Origin of the sequence: Moorena sp. SIO3E8 (genome assembly GCF_010692445.1) — a bacterium.
Classification (GTDB): Bacteria; Cyanobacteriota; Cyanobacteriia; order Cyanobacteriales; family Coleofasciculaceae; genus Moorena; species Moorena bouillonii.
In genome coordinates this window covers 65,763-84,401 of record NZ_JAAHHM010000001.1, presented here as the reverse complement: position 1 = coordinate 84,401, position 18,639 = coordinate 65,763, and the positions used below count along the sequence as shown (strand labels likewise).

The 18,639-nt window shown below is 41.7% G+C and carries 11 protein-coding genes and 1 pseudogene; 9 read left to right on the top strand and 3 right to left on the bottom strand.

Annotation, left to right across the window (positions count from 1 at the left end):
* Nucleotides 1–1,303: 1,303 nt before the first annotated feature.
* The 9 genes from F6K46_RS00205 (at nucleotide 1,304) to F6K46_RS00160 (ending at nucleotide 13,447) form a co-directional block, all read left to right on the top strand.
* Entirely contained in the window at nucleotides 1,304–2,536 is a 1,233-nt protein-coding gene (locus F6K46_RS00205) for an ABC exporter membrane fusion protein (RefSeq protein ID WP_293051180.1), read from the top strand.
* Between the two features lie 202 nt (nucleotides 2,537–2,738).
* Nucleotides 2,739–3,911, top strand: coding sequence for an ABC transporter permease DevC (gene devC / locus F6K46_RS00200; protein WP_293051183.1), 1,173 nt, complete (start codon nucleotides 2,739–2,741; stop codon nucleotides 3,909–3,911).
* A gap of 87 nt (nucleotides 3,912–3,998) precedes the next feature.
* The gene (locus tag F6K46_RS00195; protein WP_293051186.1) at nucleotides 3,999–4,739 is read left to right on the top strand and encodes a DevA family ABC transporter ATP-binding protein; all 741 of its coding nucleotides are present in this window, start codon (nucleotides 3,999–4,001) and stop codon (nucleotides 4,737–4,739) included.
* Between the two features lie 103 nt (nucleotides 4,740–4,842).
* Nucleotides 4,843–5,124, top strand: coding sequence for an acyl carrier protein (locus F6K46_RS00190; protein WP_293051189.1), 282 nt, complete (start codon nucleotides 4,843–4,845; stop codon nucleotides 5,122–5,124).
* A 55-nt stretch (nucleotides 5,125–5,179) separates the two neighbouring features.
* The gene (locus tag F6K46_RS00185; protein WP_366510646.1) at nucleotides 5,180–9,106 is read left to right on the top strand and encodes an alpha/beta fold hydrolase; all 3,927 of its coding nucleotides are present in this window, start codon (nucleotides 5,180–5,182) and stop codon (nucleotides 9,104–9,106) included.
* Nucleotides 9,107–9,461: 355 nt separating this feature from the next.
* A complete protein-coding gene (locus F6K46_RS00175; protein WP_293051191.1) occupies nucleotides 9,462–10,583 on the top strand; it encodes a 3-oxoacyl-[acyl-carrier-protein] synthase III C-terminal domain-containing protein in 1,122 nt (373 codons plus the stop codon).
* A 10-nt stretch (nucleotides 10,584–10,593) separates the two neighbouring features.
* On the top strand, nucleotides 10,594–11,190 hold the full coding sequence (locus tag F6K46_RS00170; RefSeq protein WP_293051194.1) for an isoprenylcysteine carboxylmethyltransferase family protein: 597 nt from the start codon (nucleotides 10,594–10,596) through the stop codon (nucleotides 11,188–11,190).
* Nucleotides 11,187–12,224 carry a class I SAM-dependent methyltransferase gene (locus F6K46_RS00165; RefSeq protein ID WP_293051197.1) on the top strand — a complete coding sequence of 346 codons (1,038 nt, stop codon included), beginning with the start codon at nucleotides 11,187–11,189 and terminating at the stop codon, nucleotides 12,222–12,224. Before F6K46_RS00170 ends, F6K46_RS00165 begins: the two co-directional genes overlap by 4 nt.
* A gap of 110 nt (nucleotides 12,225–12,334) precedes the next feature.
* Complete coding sequence (locus tag F6K46_RS00160; protein WP_293051200.1) at nucleotides 12,335–13,447, top strand: sulfotransferase; 1,113 nt, start codon at nucleotides 12,335–12,337, stop codon at nucleotides 13,445–13,447.
* Nucleotides 13,448–13,543: 96 nt separating this feature from the next.
* Here the strand turns inward: F6K46_RS00160 and F6K46_RS00155 are convergent.
* The 3 genes and pseudogenes from F6K46_RS00155 to F6K46_RS00145 all read right to left on the bottom strand — a co-directional run bounded on the left by F6K46_RS00155 (nucleotide 13,544) and on the right by F6K46_RS00145 (nucleotide 17,494).
* Nucleotides 13,544–14,864: pseudogene (locus F6K46_RS00155) on the bottom strand (IS4 family transposase).
* Between the two features lie 488 nt (nucleotides 14,865–15,352).
* Complete coding sequence (locus tag F6K46_RS00150; protein WP_293051202.1) at nucleotides 15,353–16,177, bottom strand: FkbM family methyltransferase; 825 nt, start codon at nucleotides 16,175–16,177, stop codon at nucleotides 15,353–15,355.
* Between the two features lie 30 nt (nucleotides 16,178–16,207).
* Nucleotides 16,208–17,494, bottom strand: coding sequence for a glycosyltransferase (locus tag F6K46_RS00145; protein WP_293051205.1), 1,287 nt, complete (start codon nucleotides 17,492–17,494; stop codon nucleotides 16,208–16,210).
* Between the last annotated feature and the right edge of the window lie 1,145 nt (nucleotides 17,495–18,639).

The window sequence follows — 18,639 nt, the reverse complement described above, 5'->3', positions numbered from 1 at the left end:
CTAAAACCATTAAGCTAACACCAGCAAAACCTTATCATGTAAGTATTCAGCTATCAGCTATCAGCGTGTCGCGTATCAGCGATTTTGGGCAAGCTACTTGGGGTGCCAAAGGCCAACAACTGAACACTGACCACGGGTGCATCTCACTTTTGCAAAAATACGACCATTGAAAGCTAAAAAACTTCTACAGTTCCCTGAGTGATAGATTTACAACTTTGAGATGCACCCCTGACCACTGACGGCTGACCGCTGACGCCTGAATGCTTACCTTATGATTTCCTAAGTTAGTGATCTACTGAGAGTAGCTAAAACCCAATAGCTAAAACCTGAGCGGTCTTGCTTGAGGGTGTCTTCTACCACTTGATCAGACTTAGTACTTAGGCTCGAAGCTTATTGATTTAGACTGGTAGTGGGCTATAGGATGTGGAGTGTAGTGAGCAAAATTGGAACATTGATTGTTGGGTTTACTGCTTAACTGCTAAGACTTTTCTTAAAGCGATGGAGCAAGGGAACAGGGGAGCCAGTGCGTTCAAAGGAGGCCACCCCACTCGCTATTGCATCAAGACAGTTACAAATTTTTTATATAAAAGTTTTAACTATTACGTTGAACAAAAATTATTCAAAAAAATAATTATCAACTTATCATTCACTTCAATTAAGGGTCCTGGATATGCGGTTTTTTTAAAAATTAAAAAATATTTCAAAAATTCCCTTGCCATAACTTGGAGATCATGACAGAATATTTCAAGGTATAGAAATAGGTTAATTGTCAAATCAATCAAGTTTAATTTAGGGTAATAACCGTTTTTTTGAAAATAGGTTCAGTGGTGTACGGGCAACATTCATAAATAATTTTATTTTTACCAACTTGCCAAACTTTGTAAACACTAGTGCCATCTAGTGATGGTCAAGATCCTATAGGGTTTATCGTACTTATGAGGTAAAGTCAATTTTATTCTCGCTACTCCCTACTCCCTTCCTCCCTTACTCAGGGTGGTTAGGGGGGATTCCTGCTCCCATTAACCCAGGACGAAAGTACCTCACCAAATTCATAAATGCTATATATGTATGATTTGGTTTTATTGCTGAATCAATAGCAAATTTAGCCACTTAAAACCATCCATGTTTCCTGCCTCATGTTCTTAGATGAGGTTAATGTACAACAGAATTTATTATACAGTGAACCCAGTGGCATTGCGATGCACTTCTCCACTACTATTGCCAACTAAGGATTATCGTGCATAAGGAAAGTCAATCATTTACAAACCCTGTAAGTCAGTGGTATCTGATTTTCTCAGCAGCTATGGCTTTAGCTACTGGGGGGATTTATTTCTATGGCTTGCCCCAATTTGAATCGAAACGTCAAGCTTCTATATCAAATTCCCCAGAAAATACCATGGTCATGGTTGGGGTCACTGCCCTTGGACGTCTAGAGCCTCAAGGAGGAGTGACTCGTTTGTCTGCCCCTAATTCTGTAGGAGGTACCCGAGTTGACCAACTCTTAGTGAAAGAAGGAGACAAGATTAAGGCAGGGCAAATCATCGCTCTGCTAGACAGTTATGCTCTTCGTTTTGCTACTTTAGAACAAGCTAAACAAAAGGTTAAAATTTCCCAAGCTCGTCTGGACAAAGTCAAAGCTGGGGCTCAGGCAGGAGAAATTTCGGCACAAGAGGCAACGATCGCTCGCTTACAAGCTCAGTTACGAGGGGAAGTGGCGACACAGGAAGCAACCCTGGCTCGCTTACAAGCTCAGTTACGAGGGGAAGTGGCGACACAGGAAGCAACCCTGGCTCGCTTACAAGCCCAATTGCGTAATGCTCAAGCCGAGTATCGACGTAATCAAAAACTCTATGAAGAAGGTGCAATTTCTGCCTCTCTTTTTGACAGTAAACGTCTGCAAGTGGAAACGATTCAAGAGCAAATTAATGAAGCAAATGCTGCTCTGAAACGAACTGTGGAAACGATTCAAGAGCAAATTAATGAAGCAAAAGCGACTCGGCGACGGACTATGGACACCGGTCAAGAACAGATCACTCAAGCAAAAGCGACTCTAGACCGTATTACTGAGGTTCGTCCAGTAGATGTACAAATATCTCAGGGAGAGATTGAGAGTGCGATCGCTGCTGTCAAGCTTGCTCAAGCTGAACTAGATTTAACCTACATCCGTTCTCCTATCGATGGACAAGTCCTGAAAGTTCACACCAAATCTGGAGAAATTATTGGCAGTAATGGGATTGTTGAGCTAGGTCAAACCGACCAGATGTATGTAATCGCAGAAGTCCATGAAACGGATATTAGCAAAGTCCATCTGGGTCAAAAAGCTACTATGACTAGCGCTGCTTTTGATGGGAAAATACAGGGAACAGTCGCTGAGATTGGTTTACAAATTGACAGACAACAGGTTTTTGATGTTAATCCTGGATCAGATACGGATCGTAAAGTGGTGGACGTTAAAATTCGCATTGATGATTTCGTAGACAGTCAACGAATTGCAGCATTTACCAACTTACAAGTAGAGGTGACGATTCACCTGTAACTCGGTTAACCAGATTCAGAAGTGTTGAATCCGCAATAAAAGTTTACCAAAATGGTTGATGTCTGTCTATCGTTATTGTCAAGCGATGCAGCGCCGCATCGCAACTGCCTACTCCGATTAACCCAGGACTAAACTCCCTCAATCAATTTAAAAATACTATATTAAATTCCCCAGACATCTCATTTATTAAAATGCTTGAATAATGATTCTCCAACTTCCTATTGCCTGGTTACAACTAGCGAGACAAAGAGTTCGTTTTCTGGTTGCTCTAGCTGGTATTGCGTTTATCGTTGTTCTTATTTTTATGCAAATGGGGTTTAATGATTCTCTCTATACTAGTGCTACCAAGGTGCATCAAATTATTAAAGGTGATTTGTTTTTAATCAGTTCCCAATATAAATCATTGACCGCTAAGCAGAGCTTTCCTAGAGAGCGTTTATATCAGGCTCTAGGATTTAATGGAGTAGAATCAGTTAGTCCCTTATATCTACGATTTGCAAAATTCAAAAATCCCATTACTGATCAAAAATACTCAATCTATGTTATTGGCTTTGATCCGGGTAAGCCTGTGCTCAATTCCCCGGAAGTTAATCAAAATCTGGATCTGCTCAAACTTCCTAATGTAGTTTTATTTGACCGGAAGTCTAGACCTGATTTTGGTCCAATTGCTGAGAACTTTGAGCAGGGAAACACGGAACAAACTATCGAAATATTTGGTTTTGCAGCAAGAAAAGGTTATCGAGTTAAGGTTGGAGGCTTGTTTAGTCTAGGACCTTCCTTTGGGGTGGACGGTAATTTGGTAGTGGGCGACTCAACATTGTTCCGGATATTCAATCTCAATTCAGAGATGGTTGATGTAGGAGTCATTAACCTCAAACCTGATGCAGATCATGAAATAGTTTTACAAAATTTGAAAAACCACTTATCTCAAGATGTTCTAGTTTTTTCTTATCAAGAATTTATTGACTTTGAAAAAGACTATTGGCAGACAAGAACTCCCGTTGGATTTATCCTTGGTATGATGCTGTTTATGGCATCAGTTGTTGGTATAGTTATTGTCTATCAAATTCTTCATAGTAATATTTCTACTAACTTAGTTGCCTATGCCACTCTAAAAGCAATTGGCTATCCAAATCAATACTTATTATCTGTAGTATTCCAACAGTCTGTTATATTAGCTGTTTTAGCGTATATCCCAGGATTAGCAATCTCTATAGGTCTGTATAATGTTGTCAGGGATGCTACTGGGTTACCAATGGAGATGAGACTTAATCAAGCCTCTATAGTTTTAATAGTAACCATTTTAATGTGTTTTGCTTCTGGTGTCTTGGCTGTTAACAAAATGCGGTCTGCCGATCCAGCTGATATTTTCTAGTTTTATTTATTTAAAAATATTTTAAATAAAATTAATACTTGCTAGGCTATAAACTTTATAATTACTAGAGTATAATCCAAGAAGCCGATGTCCCAAGAAATTTTGATTGATCTAAAAAAACTGAATCATTACTTGGGTCAACGGTCATTAAGGAGCCAAATTTTATTTGACATTAATCTGGAAATAAAATCTGGAGAAATTGTCATTCTAACGGGGCCATCGGGGTCAGGTAAAACAACGTTGTTGACGTTAATTGGAGGATTGCGTTCTGTACAAGAGGGAAGTCTAAAAATTCTAGACCGAGAATTGTATGGCGCTAGTCCTGAACAATTAGTGTCAGTGCGTAGCCACATTGGTTATATTTTTCAAGCTCACAACTTACTAGAGTTCTTGACAGCCCGGGAAAATGTTCAAATGGCGATTGAACTGCATCGAGGCATCTCTCACCGGGAAGCTCGCACTAGAGCTGAAGCTATGCTCCAACTGGTTAAGCTGGGGGATCGAGTTAATCACTACCCTCAAAACCTTTCTGGGGGGCAAAAACAACGGGTAGCCATTGCCCGTGCTTTAGTCAATAATCCCAAATTGGTCTTAGCAGATGAACCAACTGCTGCCTTAGATAGTAAGACAGGTCGAGATGTGGTTGATCTTATGCAACGACTAGCTCATGAGCAAGGATGCGCTATTTTGATGGTGACTCACGATAACAGAATTTTGGATGTTGCTGATCGCATCCTTCGTATGGAAGACGGGTATCTACTCACACCACAGTCACCAGCTAATGACGAAATCCAAAAGGAAAAAGTCGAAAAAAAAATTGAAAATTGAAAATTGCCATTAATTAAAATAAATTGACTGCAATTAGCAATTACAAATTGGCAATTTGCTTTTGATTAATGGCAAATTAAAAATAACTAAAAAAGTAAACACAATGCTTGAAACTATCGCTGATAAAATCGATCAAGAATGTCATACTGAAGAAGCTATTCAAGCCTGGTTAGTTTCCCATCTCGCCCAACGACTGGAGGTTGATCCTGAAGAGATAGATATCCAGGAACCATTTGAAAGCTACAACTTAGAATCAGCAGATGCTTTGATTCTTTTAGGTAGATTGGAAAACTATCTTGGCCGTGAGATATCTCCCACCCTGTTGTGGAACTATCCTAACATCGAAGCCCTAGCAGAACGTTTAGCTGAAGATGCAAATGGCTAAACATCAAGCAGCCAGTAGTGGTAATCATGACCAAAGTTCAGATTAAGGTTAAGAAATGGAAGCGATCGCAATTATTGGTCTAGGTTGTCGTTTTCCTGGTGCCAGAAACCCGGAGGAGTATTGGCGGCTCCTATGTAACGGGGTAGATGCCATTACAGAGGTCCCAGCAGATCGGTGGGATATCGATGCTTTGTACGATCCTAAACCTGGTACTCCAGGAAAAATGAGTACTCGGTGGGGTGGCTTTTTAGAACAAGTGGATCAATTTGATCCCCAGTTTTTCGGAATTACTCCGAGAGAAGCAGTTTATATCGACCCCCAGCAGCGACTTTTGCTAGAGGTAGCTTGGGATGCCCTGGACAATGCTGGGCAGGTGGTAGAAAAACTAGCCCACAGTAACACAGGTGTTTTTGTTGGTATTTCTGCCAGCGATTACCACCAGCGCTTTCAGCAAGGAGGCTATAGTGTCATCAATGCCTACATGGGGACTGGCAATGCTTTAAGTATTGCTGCTAACCGCCTCTCCTACCTATTTGATTTTCGAGGACCGAGTATGGCGATTGACACAGCCTGTTCCTCCTCATTGGTGGCTGTGCATCTTGCCTGTCAAAGTCTGCAGAGTGGAGAGTCTAATTTAGCCTTGGCCGGTGGAGTTAATCTGCTGCTGTCTCCGGAGTTGACCATCATCTTCTCTCAGGCACAAATGATGGCTACGGATGGGCGTTGTAAGACCTTTGATGCCAGAGCCAACGGTTATGTCCGAGGAGAAGGCTGCGGAATTGTAGTACTCAAACGTCTGGAGGATGCGATTAGAGACAATGACAATATCATTGCTGTGATCAAAGGTTCAGCCCTTAACCAAGATGGCCGTAGCAATGGACTTACCGCTCCCAATGGTCTGTCTCAAGAAGCAGTTATCCGCCAAGCCTTGGCAAATGCTGGAGTGGCACCAGCTCAAATTAACTATGTTGAAGCTCACGGTACAGGCACTCCCCTAGGAGACCCAATTGAGGCCGAAGCACTAGGGGCTGTGTTGAGTCAAGACCGTTCCCCGGACAACCGCTGCATTATCGGTTCCGCTAAAACCAATATCGGTCATCTAGAATCTGCCGCTGGCATTGCTGGTTTAATTAAGGTAGCGCTATCGTTACATCATGGCAAGATACCACCGAGCCTGCATTTCCAAACACCGAATCCCTATATTCCCTTCGACAAACTTCTGCTTCAGGTACAGCAAACCTTGACCCCTTGGCCGGAAACCGATGGTCTAGCTTTGGCTGGATTGAGTTCTTTTGGTTTTGGCGGAACTAACGCCCATATAATTCTAGGGCAAGCTCTCCAAGGGGATGAGAAGTTGAAGAAAAATAAGTCTGTCTATCCTGGGATCTCCTCGTCACCTTATCTGCTTCCCCTATCTGCTCGCACTCCAGAAGCTCTCAGAGCTATAGCTCAGGAGTATCAGGAATTCCTAGCACCAGCAGCGTCTGGTAGCACTGCCTCATTATCAGACATTTGTTATACAGCTAGTGTACGACGTTCTGATCATGACCACCGTTTGTCCCTGGTATTTCAAAACTGTGAGGAACTGACCGAGGGCCTTGAAGCATTTTGCTCTGGAGAAACTTACTCCGGTCTGTCTTGGGGTCGTAAGCAACGGAACCGCCGTCCTAAGCTAGTTTTTGTCTTTTCTGGTCAAGGACCCCAATGGTGGGGCATGGGACGTGAATTATTATCGACTGAACCGGTCTTTTCCTCCACTATAGAGAAGTGCGATGGGCTGCTAAGCTCTTATGCCAACTGGTCACTGCTGGAGGAACTGACGGCTAATGAGTCAACATCCCGCTTGGCAGAAACTGAGATTGCTCAACCAGCTATTTTTGCCTTGCAAGTCGCTTTAGCTGCTTTGTGGCGGTCTTGGGGAATAGAACCCAAGGCCATAATCGGGCATAGCGTGGGAGAAGTAGCAGCAGCTCATGTTGCTGGAGCTCTCAGCTTGGAGGATGCAGTGCAAGTTGTTTTCCACCGCGCTCGCTTCATGCAGCAGGGAACAGGTCTTGGGAAAATGGCAGCTGTGGAGTTGTCCGTAGCTGAGGCAGAGGAACTCTTAGCGAAGTATGCCGGTCGTCTGTCTATTGCTGCCATCAATAGTCCTACCTCACTGGTTCTATCAGGTGAAGCAGCAGCCCTGGAAGAAGTGCTTGAGTCCCTTGAGCAGCGACAGATTTTCTGTAAGATGATGCGGGTGAATTATGCTTTCCACAGTCCCCAGATGGAGCCGTTTCAAGATCAATTAGTGCGATCGCTTCAAGGAATTACACCTCAAACTGCATCTATTCCAATCATCTCAACCGTCACAGGTCTAGCTCATGAGGGTGAAAATTTTGATGGTGCCTACTGGGGACGCAATATCAGAGAGCCAGTGCGTTTTGCCGGTGCCATTGATCAACTTATCAAGACCAAGCATAATCTATTTGTAGAGATTAGCCCCCACCCAGTCCTAGGGATAAATATCTCCCAGTGTCTGAAGAACTCAGGCAAAAACGGAACAGTATTGCCTTCTCTACGCCGACAGCAACGGGAACGAGCAGTTATGTTGGGTTCTTTGGGTACTCTCTACAGCCAGGGCTACCCAGTAGACTGGAGCCGACGCTATCCATCTGGGGGTCAGTGTGTTTCGTTGCCCTCTTATCCTTGGCAGCGATCGCGTTACTGGTTGGACGTAGTTCCTAACTCAACTGAACAGGACAGTTCAGGGGTAACCGTAACCCTGAGCATGCCATCAGAACTTAATGGGAAATCCACCCATAATCATGGTGTCGCACCCGAAGCCAAGCCAAGTTTAACCCGTGCTAAATTGCTAGCGGCAGTACCAGATGAACGCCAGCCACTGTTGGAGTCTTACTTGACAGATGTATTAGCCAGAGCTATGGGAATTGGTGTCAGCCAACTGGACTTACAGCAGCCCCTTCATAGCTTAGGACTTGACTCCATAGTTGGTGTTGAGCTCAGGAATCAAATTGAGAGTGATCTGGAGGTGGTTGTTCCTCTAGAATACTTCATTAGTTTAAGCATTGAGGATTTTATCACCCAAGTTTTCCTGCTGGTTGTTAAAGAAGCCAAATCATCACCAAATCAAGGAACTCAAGGCAAACCGAGCACTACGGACTCGATGGATTCAACTAATGAGTCTTCAGGTACAATCACCTCTTCAGAGAAGGTAATACCTCAAGCCAATCTTTGGGTTACCCGTCCAAAGCCGAATCCCCAAGCAAAACTACGTCTATTCTGCTTTCCCTATGCCGGAGCTGGTGCTTCTATCTTCCGCTCTTGGTTAGAATTGCTACCACCAGAGATTGAGGTTTGTTCAATTCAATTGCCTGGGCGAGAAAACCGACTCGAAGAAGAGCCATTTACTCGCCTCTCACCTCTGATTCAGGCTCTAACACCTGTTTTGCATCCTTACTTAGACATTCCTTTTGCCTTTTTCGGTCACAGTTTAGGAGCATTAATTAGCTTTGAGCTTGCCCGTGAGTTACGCAAACAGAACTTACCAAGCCCAGTTCACGTATTTGTTTCTGCAAGCCCTGCTCCTCAGCTACCGGATCTGAATCTACCCATCCATCGACTGCCTGATGATGAGTTTATCCAGTCACTAGGTCGCTTAAATGGAACACCACAGGAAACATTAGAAAATCCTGAGCTGATGGAGCTATTCCTCCCAGTGTTGCGAGCAGACTTTGCGATTTTGGAAACTTACTTCTACTCCAGCGCAGATCCCCTCGATTGCCCAATCACAGTGTTTGGTGGCAAATCCGACCCCAAAGTCAGTGATTCGGAACTTGAGGCTTGGCGCAAGCAGACCCAGAAAGACTTCACCCTGCAAATGTTTCCTGGTGACCACTTCTTCCTCAAGAGCCATGACCAGCTTTTATTGGATGCGATCGCTAGCCAACTTAGCCAACCTGTCAAGGTGATCGGGTGATCGGGTGGTGTCAAATCTCACTCCCTGATCGAGAGTAGTATGCCACCCAGATACTATTGGGTGCATCTCATATTTTTAAAAAAAGGGAAGTGTGGGACCCGGGCGCGGGGAGTGTGGGAATTTTTGCCTAATTTCATGCATTGAGATGCACCCGATACTATTCCTCACCACAAAGGATAACAATCTTCCTAATCTAACTGCTAACCACTAACTACTAACTAATAATTACTAACCACTATTTTCACAAAGCAGTAAAATCTTTCAACCTTGGCCAAAAGGCCACGGTACTCGAAAAACCGACTAACTTGCAACCTTAAACCAACTAACTTTCAAGCTATTTAAGAATAAAATTACCATGCCTGTTATTGCTGCTACTGCCTTCACGTTTCCCGAGCACTACTATCCTCAAGAAGTGCTAGCCACAGCGGTCAAAAAGTTTTGCATCACGATGAATCTAGATTTTGATCTAGATACCATCGACCGCTTTTTCACCAATGTCAATGTCAAAGGCCGTTATTTCACCCACTCCCTAGATTCCTTGTTTGACCCACCGACTCCCGGAGTCACTGCTGAGCGGTCTATAGACCTTGCTCTCGATAACTTTGAAAAAACTGTGGGGTCATTGTTCAGTTCAACCGGCATCGAGCCCGAGGAGATCGCATTAATCGCTTCCTCCACACTCACCATTTCGGTTCCCTCCCTGGAAGCTCGGTTAATGAATCGCATCCCTTTTTCACGGTACATCAAACGACTACCAATGTTTGGCTATGGCTGCATGGGTGGAGCAGCAGGTATAGCGCGAGTGACAGAGTATCTAGAGGGACACCCCAAGGATGCTGCAATTTTCTTTGCTGGTGAACTGTCCTCTGCTCTGTGGCAGGGTTCCTTGCAAATGGAATTGCAAACAATGATTTCTAAACTACCAGACGACCCCACTCTCTACAGCGAAATCATTTGCTCTATCGTTACTGCTGCACTGTTTGCTGATGGGATGGGAGCAGTTTTAATGGTAGGTCGCGATCATCCCTTAGCCAAGCCAGGTCAACCTCGGGTAATTGATATTGGATCAATCTTGCTTCCCAATACCACTCACTTGATGGGAATGGATATTGCCGATACCGGCTTCAGGAATATTCTTAGACCTGAAGTGTCTGACCATCTCAAAGGAGGACTGCGAGAGGTGATTGACCGACTCCTGAACAAGCATAACTTATCAACAGATGATATCTCTTGCTGGATTGTGCATCCAGGTGGACCGAAGGTAATTAAAACTATACAAGAGGAATTTGGACTGACTCAGGAAGCAGTACAGCTTAGCTGGGACACCTTAGAAAAAGTTGGCAATATGTCTTCATCCACTGTGCTCTATATGCTTAATGAAGTCTTATCTCAAGAGCAGCCCAGTCCAGGTAGTTATGGCTTGATGGTCGCAATGGGACCTGGTTTCTCCCAGGAAATTCTGCTATTGCAATGGTAGGAAGCGCTCAATGATTACTAAGGTTATCTTCACGCTTGTTGTAGTTGCGGTCATTTTACAGCGACTGATTGAACTTCGCATCAGCAAACAGAATGCAGCATACTTGCTTACTAACGGAGGACGGGAATATGGCTCAAATTCCCTTTGGATCGTGAAAGTATTGCAAATAAGCTGGTTTGCAGCAATGATTAACGAGGTTTGGTGGCTCAATCGCCCTTTGATTCCAGGATTGGCAGCAATCGCACTGATGCTTACTGTCGCTGGTCAAGGCTTGCGGTATTTATCAATGCGATCGCTAAAAAAGCGTTGGACTCTTCCGATCATTACCTTCCCAGGCAAGCCTGTAGTTAACTCAGGAATTTACCTTTACCTAAAGCATCCCAATTGGCTAGGAGTAATTCTGGAAATCGCCGCTTTACCCCTGATCCATACTGCTTATTTCACCACTATCGTTTTCAGCATCGCCAATGCTCTATTAATGAGTCGGCGTATTCACACTGAAGAACAAGCCTTAAGCGAAGACACCAACTATGGTGATGTCTTTGCCAATCGACCCCGTTTTATTCCAGTCATTGGATTTATTAAAGGAGCTAATAGTTCTAGATGAGAGTTGGTATTAATCCTGAAAACTTGCTCGAAAAGAGTGCCCTTGCCTTGGGGCAAGTACCCCAACCTGCGATCGAAACTCAAGCCTGCCTGATTCTAGCCCGATCTCTTATAGCAGCAACACAGCTAGGTGTGTTTGAAGCCCTAGGGTCAAGTTCACTTTCAGCCGAAGAGATTGCTGGGCGGTGTAATCTCAACAAGCATGCCTTAACCCAGCTTTTAGATGCTCTTGTTGCTACAGATTACCTTGCCAAGCAGAAGGAGTGCTATACCTTGGCTCCAGTTGCCCGTAAATGGCTACTAAGTGAGAATGAGTCGTCACTTTACGATTACACCATTAGCCGAGTTTTGGCGTGGGAATGGCTCACCCACTTAGAAGAGTTCATCCGCACTGGAGAGCCTTTGGAATCTCACGATAAAATGTCCCCCCATCACTGGCAACTTTATCATCGGGGTATGCGCTCAATCGCTAGCGTAGCTGCTTCTGAAGTAGTCCAATGCACACCTGTACCAACTGGTGCTCAGAAAATGCTAGATGTTGGTGGCTCTCACGGCTATTTGTCAGTAGCCCTCTGCCGCCGCTACCCTGACCTTAAAGCCGTCATCCTCGATTTACCTGAGGGCATTGAATATGCAGCACCGCTCCTGGCCGAGGAAGGCATGGGCGATCGCGTGGTTTATAAAGCTGGCAATGTTCTTACAGACGATCTAGGCACCAATGCTTATGACTTAATCTTTATGGCTAACCTAATACACCACTTTGATGAAAAAACCAATATTGAGCTATTTCAGCGTTTGGCTGAAGCTCTGCGACCTGGAGGCCATCTCGTCGTTCAGAAAACTATATTTCCTTCCAAACACGATGGACAACTGGGTGCATTGGGGAATTTGTTTTTCTCTTTGACCAGTGCTGGTAGTAACTGGTCTTTCTCTGAGATAGCTCAATGGCAACAAAAGGCAGGTTTAGTTCCCCGCAAACCCATTGAGTTCCGACGAACACCAGCCACTGGTCAACAGGTGGCAGTAAAGCCCTAAGTCTGTTGGACGGACACACATATTAGTCATTATAGCAGTTCTCAAATTGAGGACTGCTATATATGTCTATTTTTAATAAAAAGTATTTACCAATCATTAAAATATAAAACATGTTAAAGGTTTATTACCGAATTATTATTTCATGTTGGAAAACCTTTGGGATAAGCCACTGGTTTTTTTTATGGTTATTTCTGCCACCCTTAGCTTTTATTTTGGTTAGACTAACCCTGGCTTTAGATGAGATTTTCTTTTATAAGTATCGTGACATTAAAGTGGTGAAACCGATATTTATCATTGGACACCCTCGGAGTGGGACTACTTTCCTCCATCATTTACTAACCCAAACAGAAGAATTTACTACATTCAAAGCTTGGCATATTTTTGTTCCATCACTCACAGCTCGTATTTTAGCTAAGCCTCTGGTTGACTATTTAGTTAAACACAATCTAAACTCCCTGATACCTGATGATATTGGACATGGAATTTTTATTGATAGAGTAGAAGAAGAAGAACTATTATTCCTTCACCAAGCCGATACTCAGTTTGTCCTTTTAACCACACCCTTAGCCTTTGATGATCAGGAGCATCCAGAGCTTCGCTTCCATGATCAGCAACCAGCATCTCGTCGTCGAAGTTCAGTAAAATTTTTTGAAAGTTGTTTAAAGCGGCATATCTATTACACAGGGAAAAAACAAGTAATTGCGCAAATTCATTTTTCTACTCACCGCATTAAAACATTGCTAGAAATATTTCCAGATGCCAAGTTTATCTATTTAGTTCGTCCACCTCACGAAACAATTCCTTCTCATCTTTCTTTGGATAGAAACTTTCTTGAAAACCAATGGGGTAAAAATATACCACCCGATAAAATTCAACGATATGAGGAAAGGCGATATCGCTATAATGTAGATCTTTATCGCTATTTTTATCAGCTTCACAAAAATCAAGAGATACCAGAAAGCAACGTCAGAATTATGCGTTATGACTTATTAATATCTGATTTAGAGAAAGCCTTGGAAGAACTAGTAGATTTTACTGGAATTAATCCTAGTAATAAATTAAAAAAATATATTAAAAAACAAGCGCAAAAACAAAAAAAATATAAACGCAAACATCGTGTCAGAAATCTTGAAGAATTTAACTTAACAAGAGAGCAGATTATGAAAGACCTTTCATTTGTTTATCAGGAGTACAAGTTTGATAAAATCGCCAATGAACTATAAATAATAATCAACAACTAACAATTTAATTAAAAGTTAAAGCTAGAATCAAATGGACTTTATTTTTAATCACCCAATGCTGACGGGGTGACATGAAAGCTAGAATGTAGCCATAATAAGGAACCTAGCTCTTAGACCTCGTAAATAATACTCCAGTTTATTGCGATTTAAGCTCATTAACTCCTTAACCAAATCCCAACACGATTCCATAAAACTCACCCAACGCAAGCCCATATAAGCCAATGTAAAAGCTGCTATCTCTCCTTTCCATACGTCCAGACTCTTTAACTCGACCAACATATTTTTGTACACCTTTACTTTTTATTTTTTGCCCTTGAAAAGTGGCCAAACTATAGGCAATTGCTACAAGTAATATCAAAGATATCAAACGCTCACCAGAAAGATTAGTATCTTCGCGCGTTATATCCACCACTTTTAAAATATCTAAACATTTCTTCTTCTCTTGGTGCGCGTTCCCTAGGTCGGGAAACCCGACCGGGGTCGCACCGCTATATTAAAACGCTTTTTATAAGTTCTGATAGCTTCGGTAAGATTATCTAAACTTGTTAAGATAAACCATCCCTCTTTGGGAGAGCAACCGTGTAACTTTCGTTTCCATTTACTAGCTATATTAAAACCAGCAATTTTGTAAATTTTTGTTACTTTTCCCCCTTGAAGAAACAAAGATAATCCTGGTTTTAATCCTCAAGCATTTAACTCTCTCCAAATTCCATTCTCTAATTCCACAAATTCATCCTTTCTTAGCCTCAAACAAAACTGTAAAGACTTATTCCTTAGCCAGTCAGCTAATTTAACATAACAAAATTCTCTATCTCCCAATACGAGGGGTTGATAGTTTTTAAATAAGCGATGCAGCGCGGTCTTGGGGGTTCCCCCCATGAGCGACTGCATCAAGACAGGGTAAAACTTTCTCGAATATTTGAATTTGTTCCGTCAAGTTACTTGAGCCTAATTTAGGTAACAATTGCCAATATATAGGGATAGCTCTATTGTCATAAACGAGGCTAACCATTATTAAATTTATCCGTGCCCAACTCGTTCGTTCGCGTAGCGTGACCTACGGTCAATCAATAACTAAATATAAAACGTCATCAAAAGAAAAATTTTGACTTAACCAACTAGTGATAATGGGAAACCACAATTGCTCAATATTAAGTATTGGTAAGGATAGAAATCTTTAGGTGCGACCCGTGGCGAATTTAATTCGCCAACGGAAAGCGCACCTTTGTAATTTTTTTCGTCTACTCTCAAATAAAATTGGTATAGGTAAAGCGGTTGCTAATTTTTCTAGGCTAACTTCTTTGATATCTTGTAAAAGATTAATTAAAAGAGAACAAAGCAAGTATTCAGAACGTACTAGTTTATTTTCTAAGTGTATTTGGTAAAATAGAGGTATCATTTTCAGCTTTATTGGTCTTATTGAAAATTACTGACCTATCTTTTTTTACCATAATTTGGTCTAATTATTACCCCACATGGGTTTTGGGACGCTTGTCGCCCCCCCAGCGCCCAATGGGTAATAATTGCATTACATTTGAGCTGATAATATGCTGGCAAATACGACATATTAAATTGGATTTAATATGTAAATTTATTCCATAAATTGCGTTATTTAAAGCATCATAATAATTTTAATATATGACCAAATTTCCAGTTGATACAGAGGATAAAACTCTGACAAAAAAACAGCCCAAACCTTCACGGGGTCAGGGCAAATGCATCTAAATTCTAGAAGCCTTACTCAGAAGAGATTTCAAAATTAATAAATATAAATACTTATCCCATGAATCTCAGATCCAGTAGGCATGTCAAAATAAGATGCGTTTGCCCTGCTTTCTAACGGGGGACCCCATCAGCTGCCTCTATTTAAGCTTGGAAATCTCAGTATTATCCTCGCCAGGCATAGACATTGAAAACATTAGAACCATGGAAAATAGGTTCTTGCTCGACTTGAATTTCGCTTAAGCCGTGTTCTTTGAGCAAATTCGTAATTGTTTGGAGTCGATGCTCTAGATCGTGAACTTCAACAACAATTTGCTTGATCTTTTGCCAATCCTGAGCTTCGATGCCTAAAAGTACATCCAACTCGCTTTTCTCGACATCTATCTTAAGCAAATCAATCTGTTCGATATTGTGTTCACTGATAATCTCTGAAACAGTTTTTAACTGGCAAGTTACCCGCTCGCTTTTAAAAGCTTTTTCTATTCTATTTTGGATGATCAGCGACCGCATAAACGACGGAAACCAACGAAGCAAACGAAAAGCTTTGGGGGCCTGTTTAAGATTGCGAACAATAGCCTGATTTAGTTGATTTTTTAGCTCATTTAACTCCTCTGGATATGCAGTGGATAACATGCTAGCGTTGGGATTATAAGCAAATGTTATACTCTTGGATTCCTGAGAAAGTCCACAGGGTAAGACTTTAATTTTATCTGAATCAAAGCGTTGAGCGTTAGCCTGTAGTACATTAAAAATTGCTGGAATAGGTTCAAAAGCATAAATACTAACATTTTTATGACACTTTTGATATGCCCATAAGGCAAACAAACCAATGTTAGCTCCTACATCAAATACGATATCACCTTCGTGCAGCTCAATTCCATATTTAATGTAGCCTTGAATCTGTTTGTACAGAACTGGTACTTCTTTTTCCTGCAGGCAAAATATTTTATTACCATTAGGAAGCTTAGTTTCCTGAATTAGATTTTGCATAAATCTAGAACCATTTGTTAATAATTTTTACTAGGTAGTAATGTGAGAAATAACCGGTTTACCTGTAGCAACAACCTGTTCGATAATATCAGCAGCTCGACTCACTCCCCCTGCTCGTCTAATTGCCTCTTGTAGCCTCAAGGCATTCTTTTTATAGGAATCTTCGGTTAAGAGTCGTTTGATAGCTTTTTGTAACTTCTCCACCCTGACTTTGCCCAAAGGTATTACTTCCCCTGTTCCTGTCCAAGTGATCCGCGCCGCCACTCCAGGTTGATCGTTAGCAATGGGAATAGCTACCATTGGTACCCCATTACTTAACGATTCTAGGGTGGTATTCATTCCTGCATGAGTGATGGTAAGGGTCGCTTTTTGTAATAGTTCTAATTGAGGTGCATAGCTAACAACTATGGGATTTCCAGGTAATTCTGGTAAAGATTCTGGACTAGCAGCCCCACCTAAAGTAATGACTAATTGCGCATCTAATCCCACACAAGCTTTTGCAATCCTTTCAAAAATCCAGAGAAGCCGATTTTGTAAAGTTCCCATAGAAGCATAAATTAAGGGTTTTTCAGTCAATTTTTCATAAGGAAAAGGCGCAGCTTCTCGACTTGCTGGGTTACTATAGGGACCTGTAAAATGAAAACAAGACGGTAGTTTTCTTCTAGGAAATTCAAATTCAGCAGGTTGTTGACTAAGTTGAGCTAACTTGGAATAGTTTTGATTGGGTTTATTATAGGTAGATAAATTCCACTGCTTACGATACTCATTAACAACTGTTTTCAGAGATTGTCCCACCATAATATCAAGCGGTGCATAACCCACTCTGTTGCGTATAATTCCCCGCCATGAAGGGTCATAATTCCAGGAGGTTATAAAGGGAGGAACACTTATTTCCCGATTCAATATTACAGCAGCACACACAGTAACAAAAGGAATGTCTAGATACTCAGCGATAGTTCCTCCTTCTGGAGAAACTTGATCGACTAACAATAGCTCTATACCTGCTGCTTTAATGACTTCTGGAGCATCCTGAAGAAATATTTTTGCTACATTGACCATCCTATTGATGGTATACTGAAAAGCCTTAAATCCTCTGAGATGACCTAGTTGAGTAAATGCGTCTTTTGTTGTTCCTTTGGGAAAATCCGACTTGCCAATCACCTCAAATTCTAATCCTGCAGCTAGAACTTTTGGTTGAGCGTCTTCAATTCCTAATACGGTGACGCGATGACCACGCTGTTTCAGTTCGTAACCTAAAGTAGTCATCAGGTTAAGATGACTAGAAGCAGGAGGACAAATGATGCCAAAATGAGTCATGATATTTGATCAGCAAAAAACGTTTTTAATGGAGTTTATAGCTATAGCGGGATTTAATGGGACTTGATCAAAAATTCAGCTCAAATATACCCTAAACTAGCTTTGTAAGGGATGAATAGGTTCCGATACTTGTCTAACCAATCGATAAAACGACAAGATATGGCTGTACAAACTGCTTCCGCAGCATTCCTAGCGCTGATTGTTAATTGTTAACGGTAGCTAGCATCGAGATAAGTTTATTCCTAACGTTATTCCTAGAGTGGGGGACAATTACTCCTAGGATAGACTGCAGCAGTAACCTCTTGTCTAAGCTAACTATTTTTTGGCGTCTCCCTGTAGAGCGGGAAACGTCTTGACCAAATCACCCTGTTGATGGAAAGCAAGTCTTTGCTGGCAATCACACAAAGTAATTACTATATTAGTATACTAATATATATCTTGCACTAGCCTCCCAAACCCGTGCATAGTAGGATTATATAGGGGCTATATAAACGTAGACGCTTTCTTCGACTTGCCGTAGGCAAGTCCGACTTCAGTTTTCAAATTAAGTGTGTAACACTTTATTCGAGCTCCATCGATTATAACTTTAAAATAATGCTATTGACAAGTGCAATTTTGGTTATATTAACTAACTTGTCGTTAATTTCATTAGCCAAATCGTCAAGGCATTTTAGCTAAGCTTCTTATTGATTACGGTAGTACTGCCGACTATCAGGATAAATTACGAGACTTTTACCATGACCTATTGTTTGGTAATATTCTCTACCAGCCACTAAATACTCACTCAGTAATTACACTAACTTCATCCATTGTAAAAACTATTTATGTAAGCTTTACACAGATGATACACAATCTTGTTATGATAATTGACAACGAGTGAATTTTTGGTTAATCTAGTATTGGGAAAGTTTTTCTGTCCCTAGAGGGTGTATGCAAGCTGACTATAGTTACCCTTCACTCTTGGATGTCATGGTGCAATGCAAATGAGAATCCACCCCTCATTTTTTTTCAAATAACTTAAAACCGTTTAATTTTTGAATCTCAGCTCCCATTCATTTCTGAGATATCAAATTCAGGGAAGCAGCTACTACCTAAGTTGATTAGGTAATCTTTACTAGTCACATAACCTATTGTACAGTTTTAGT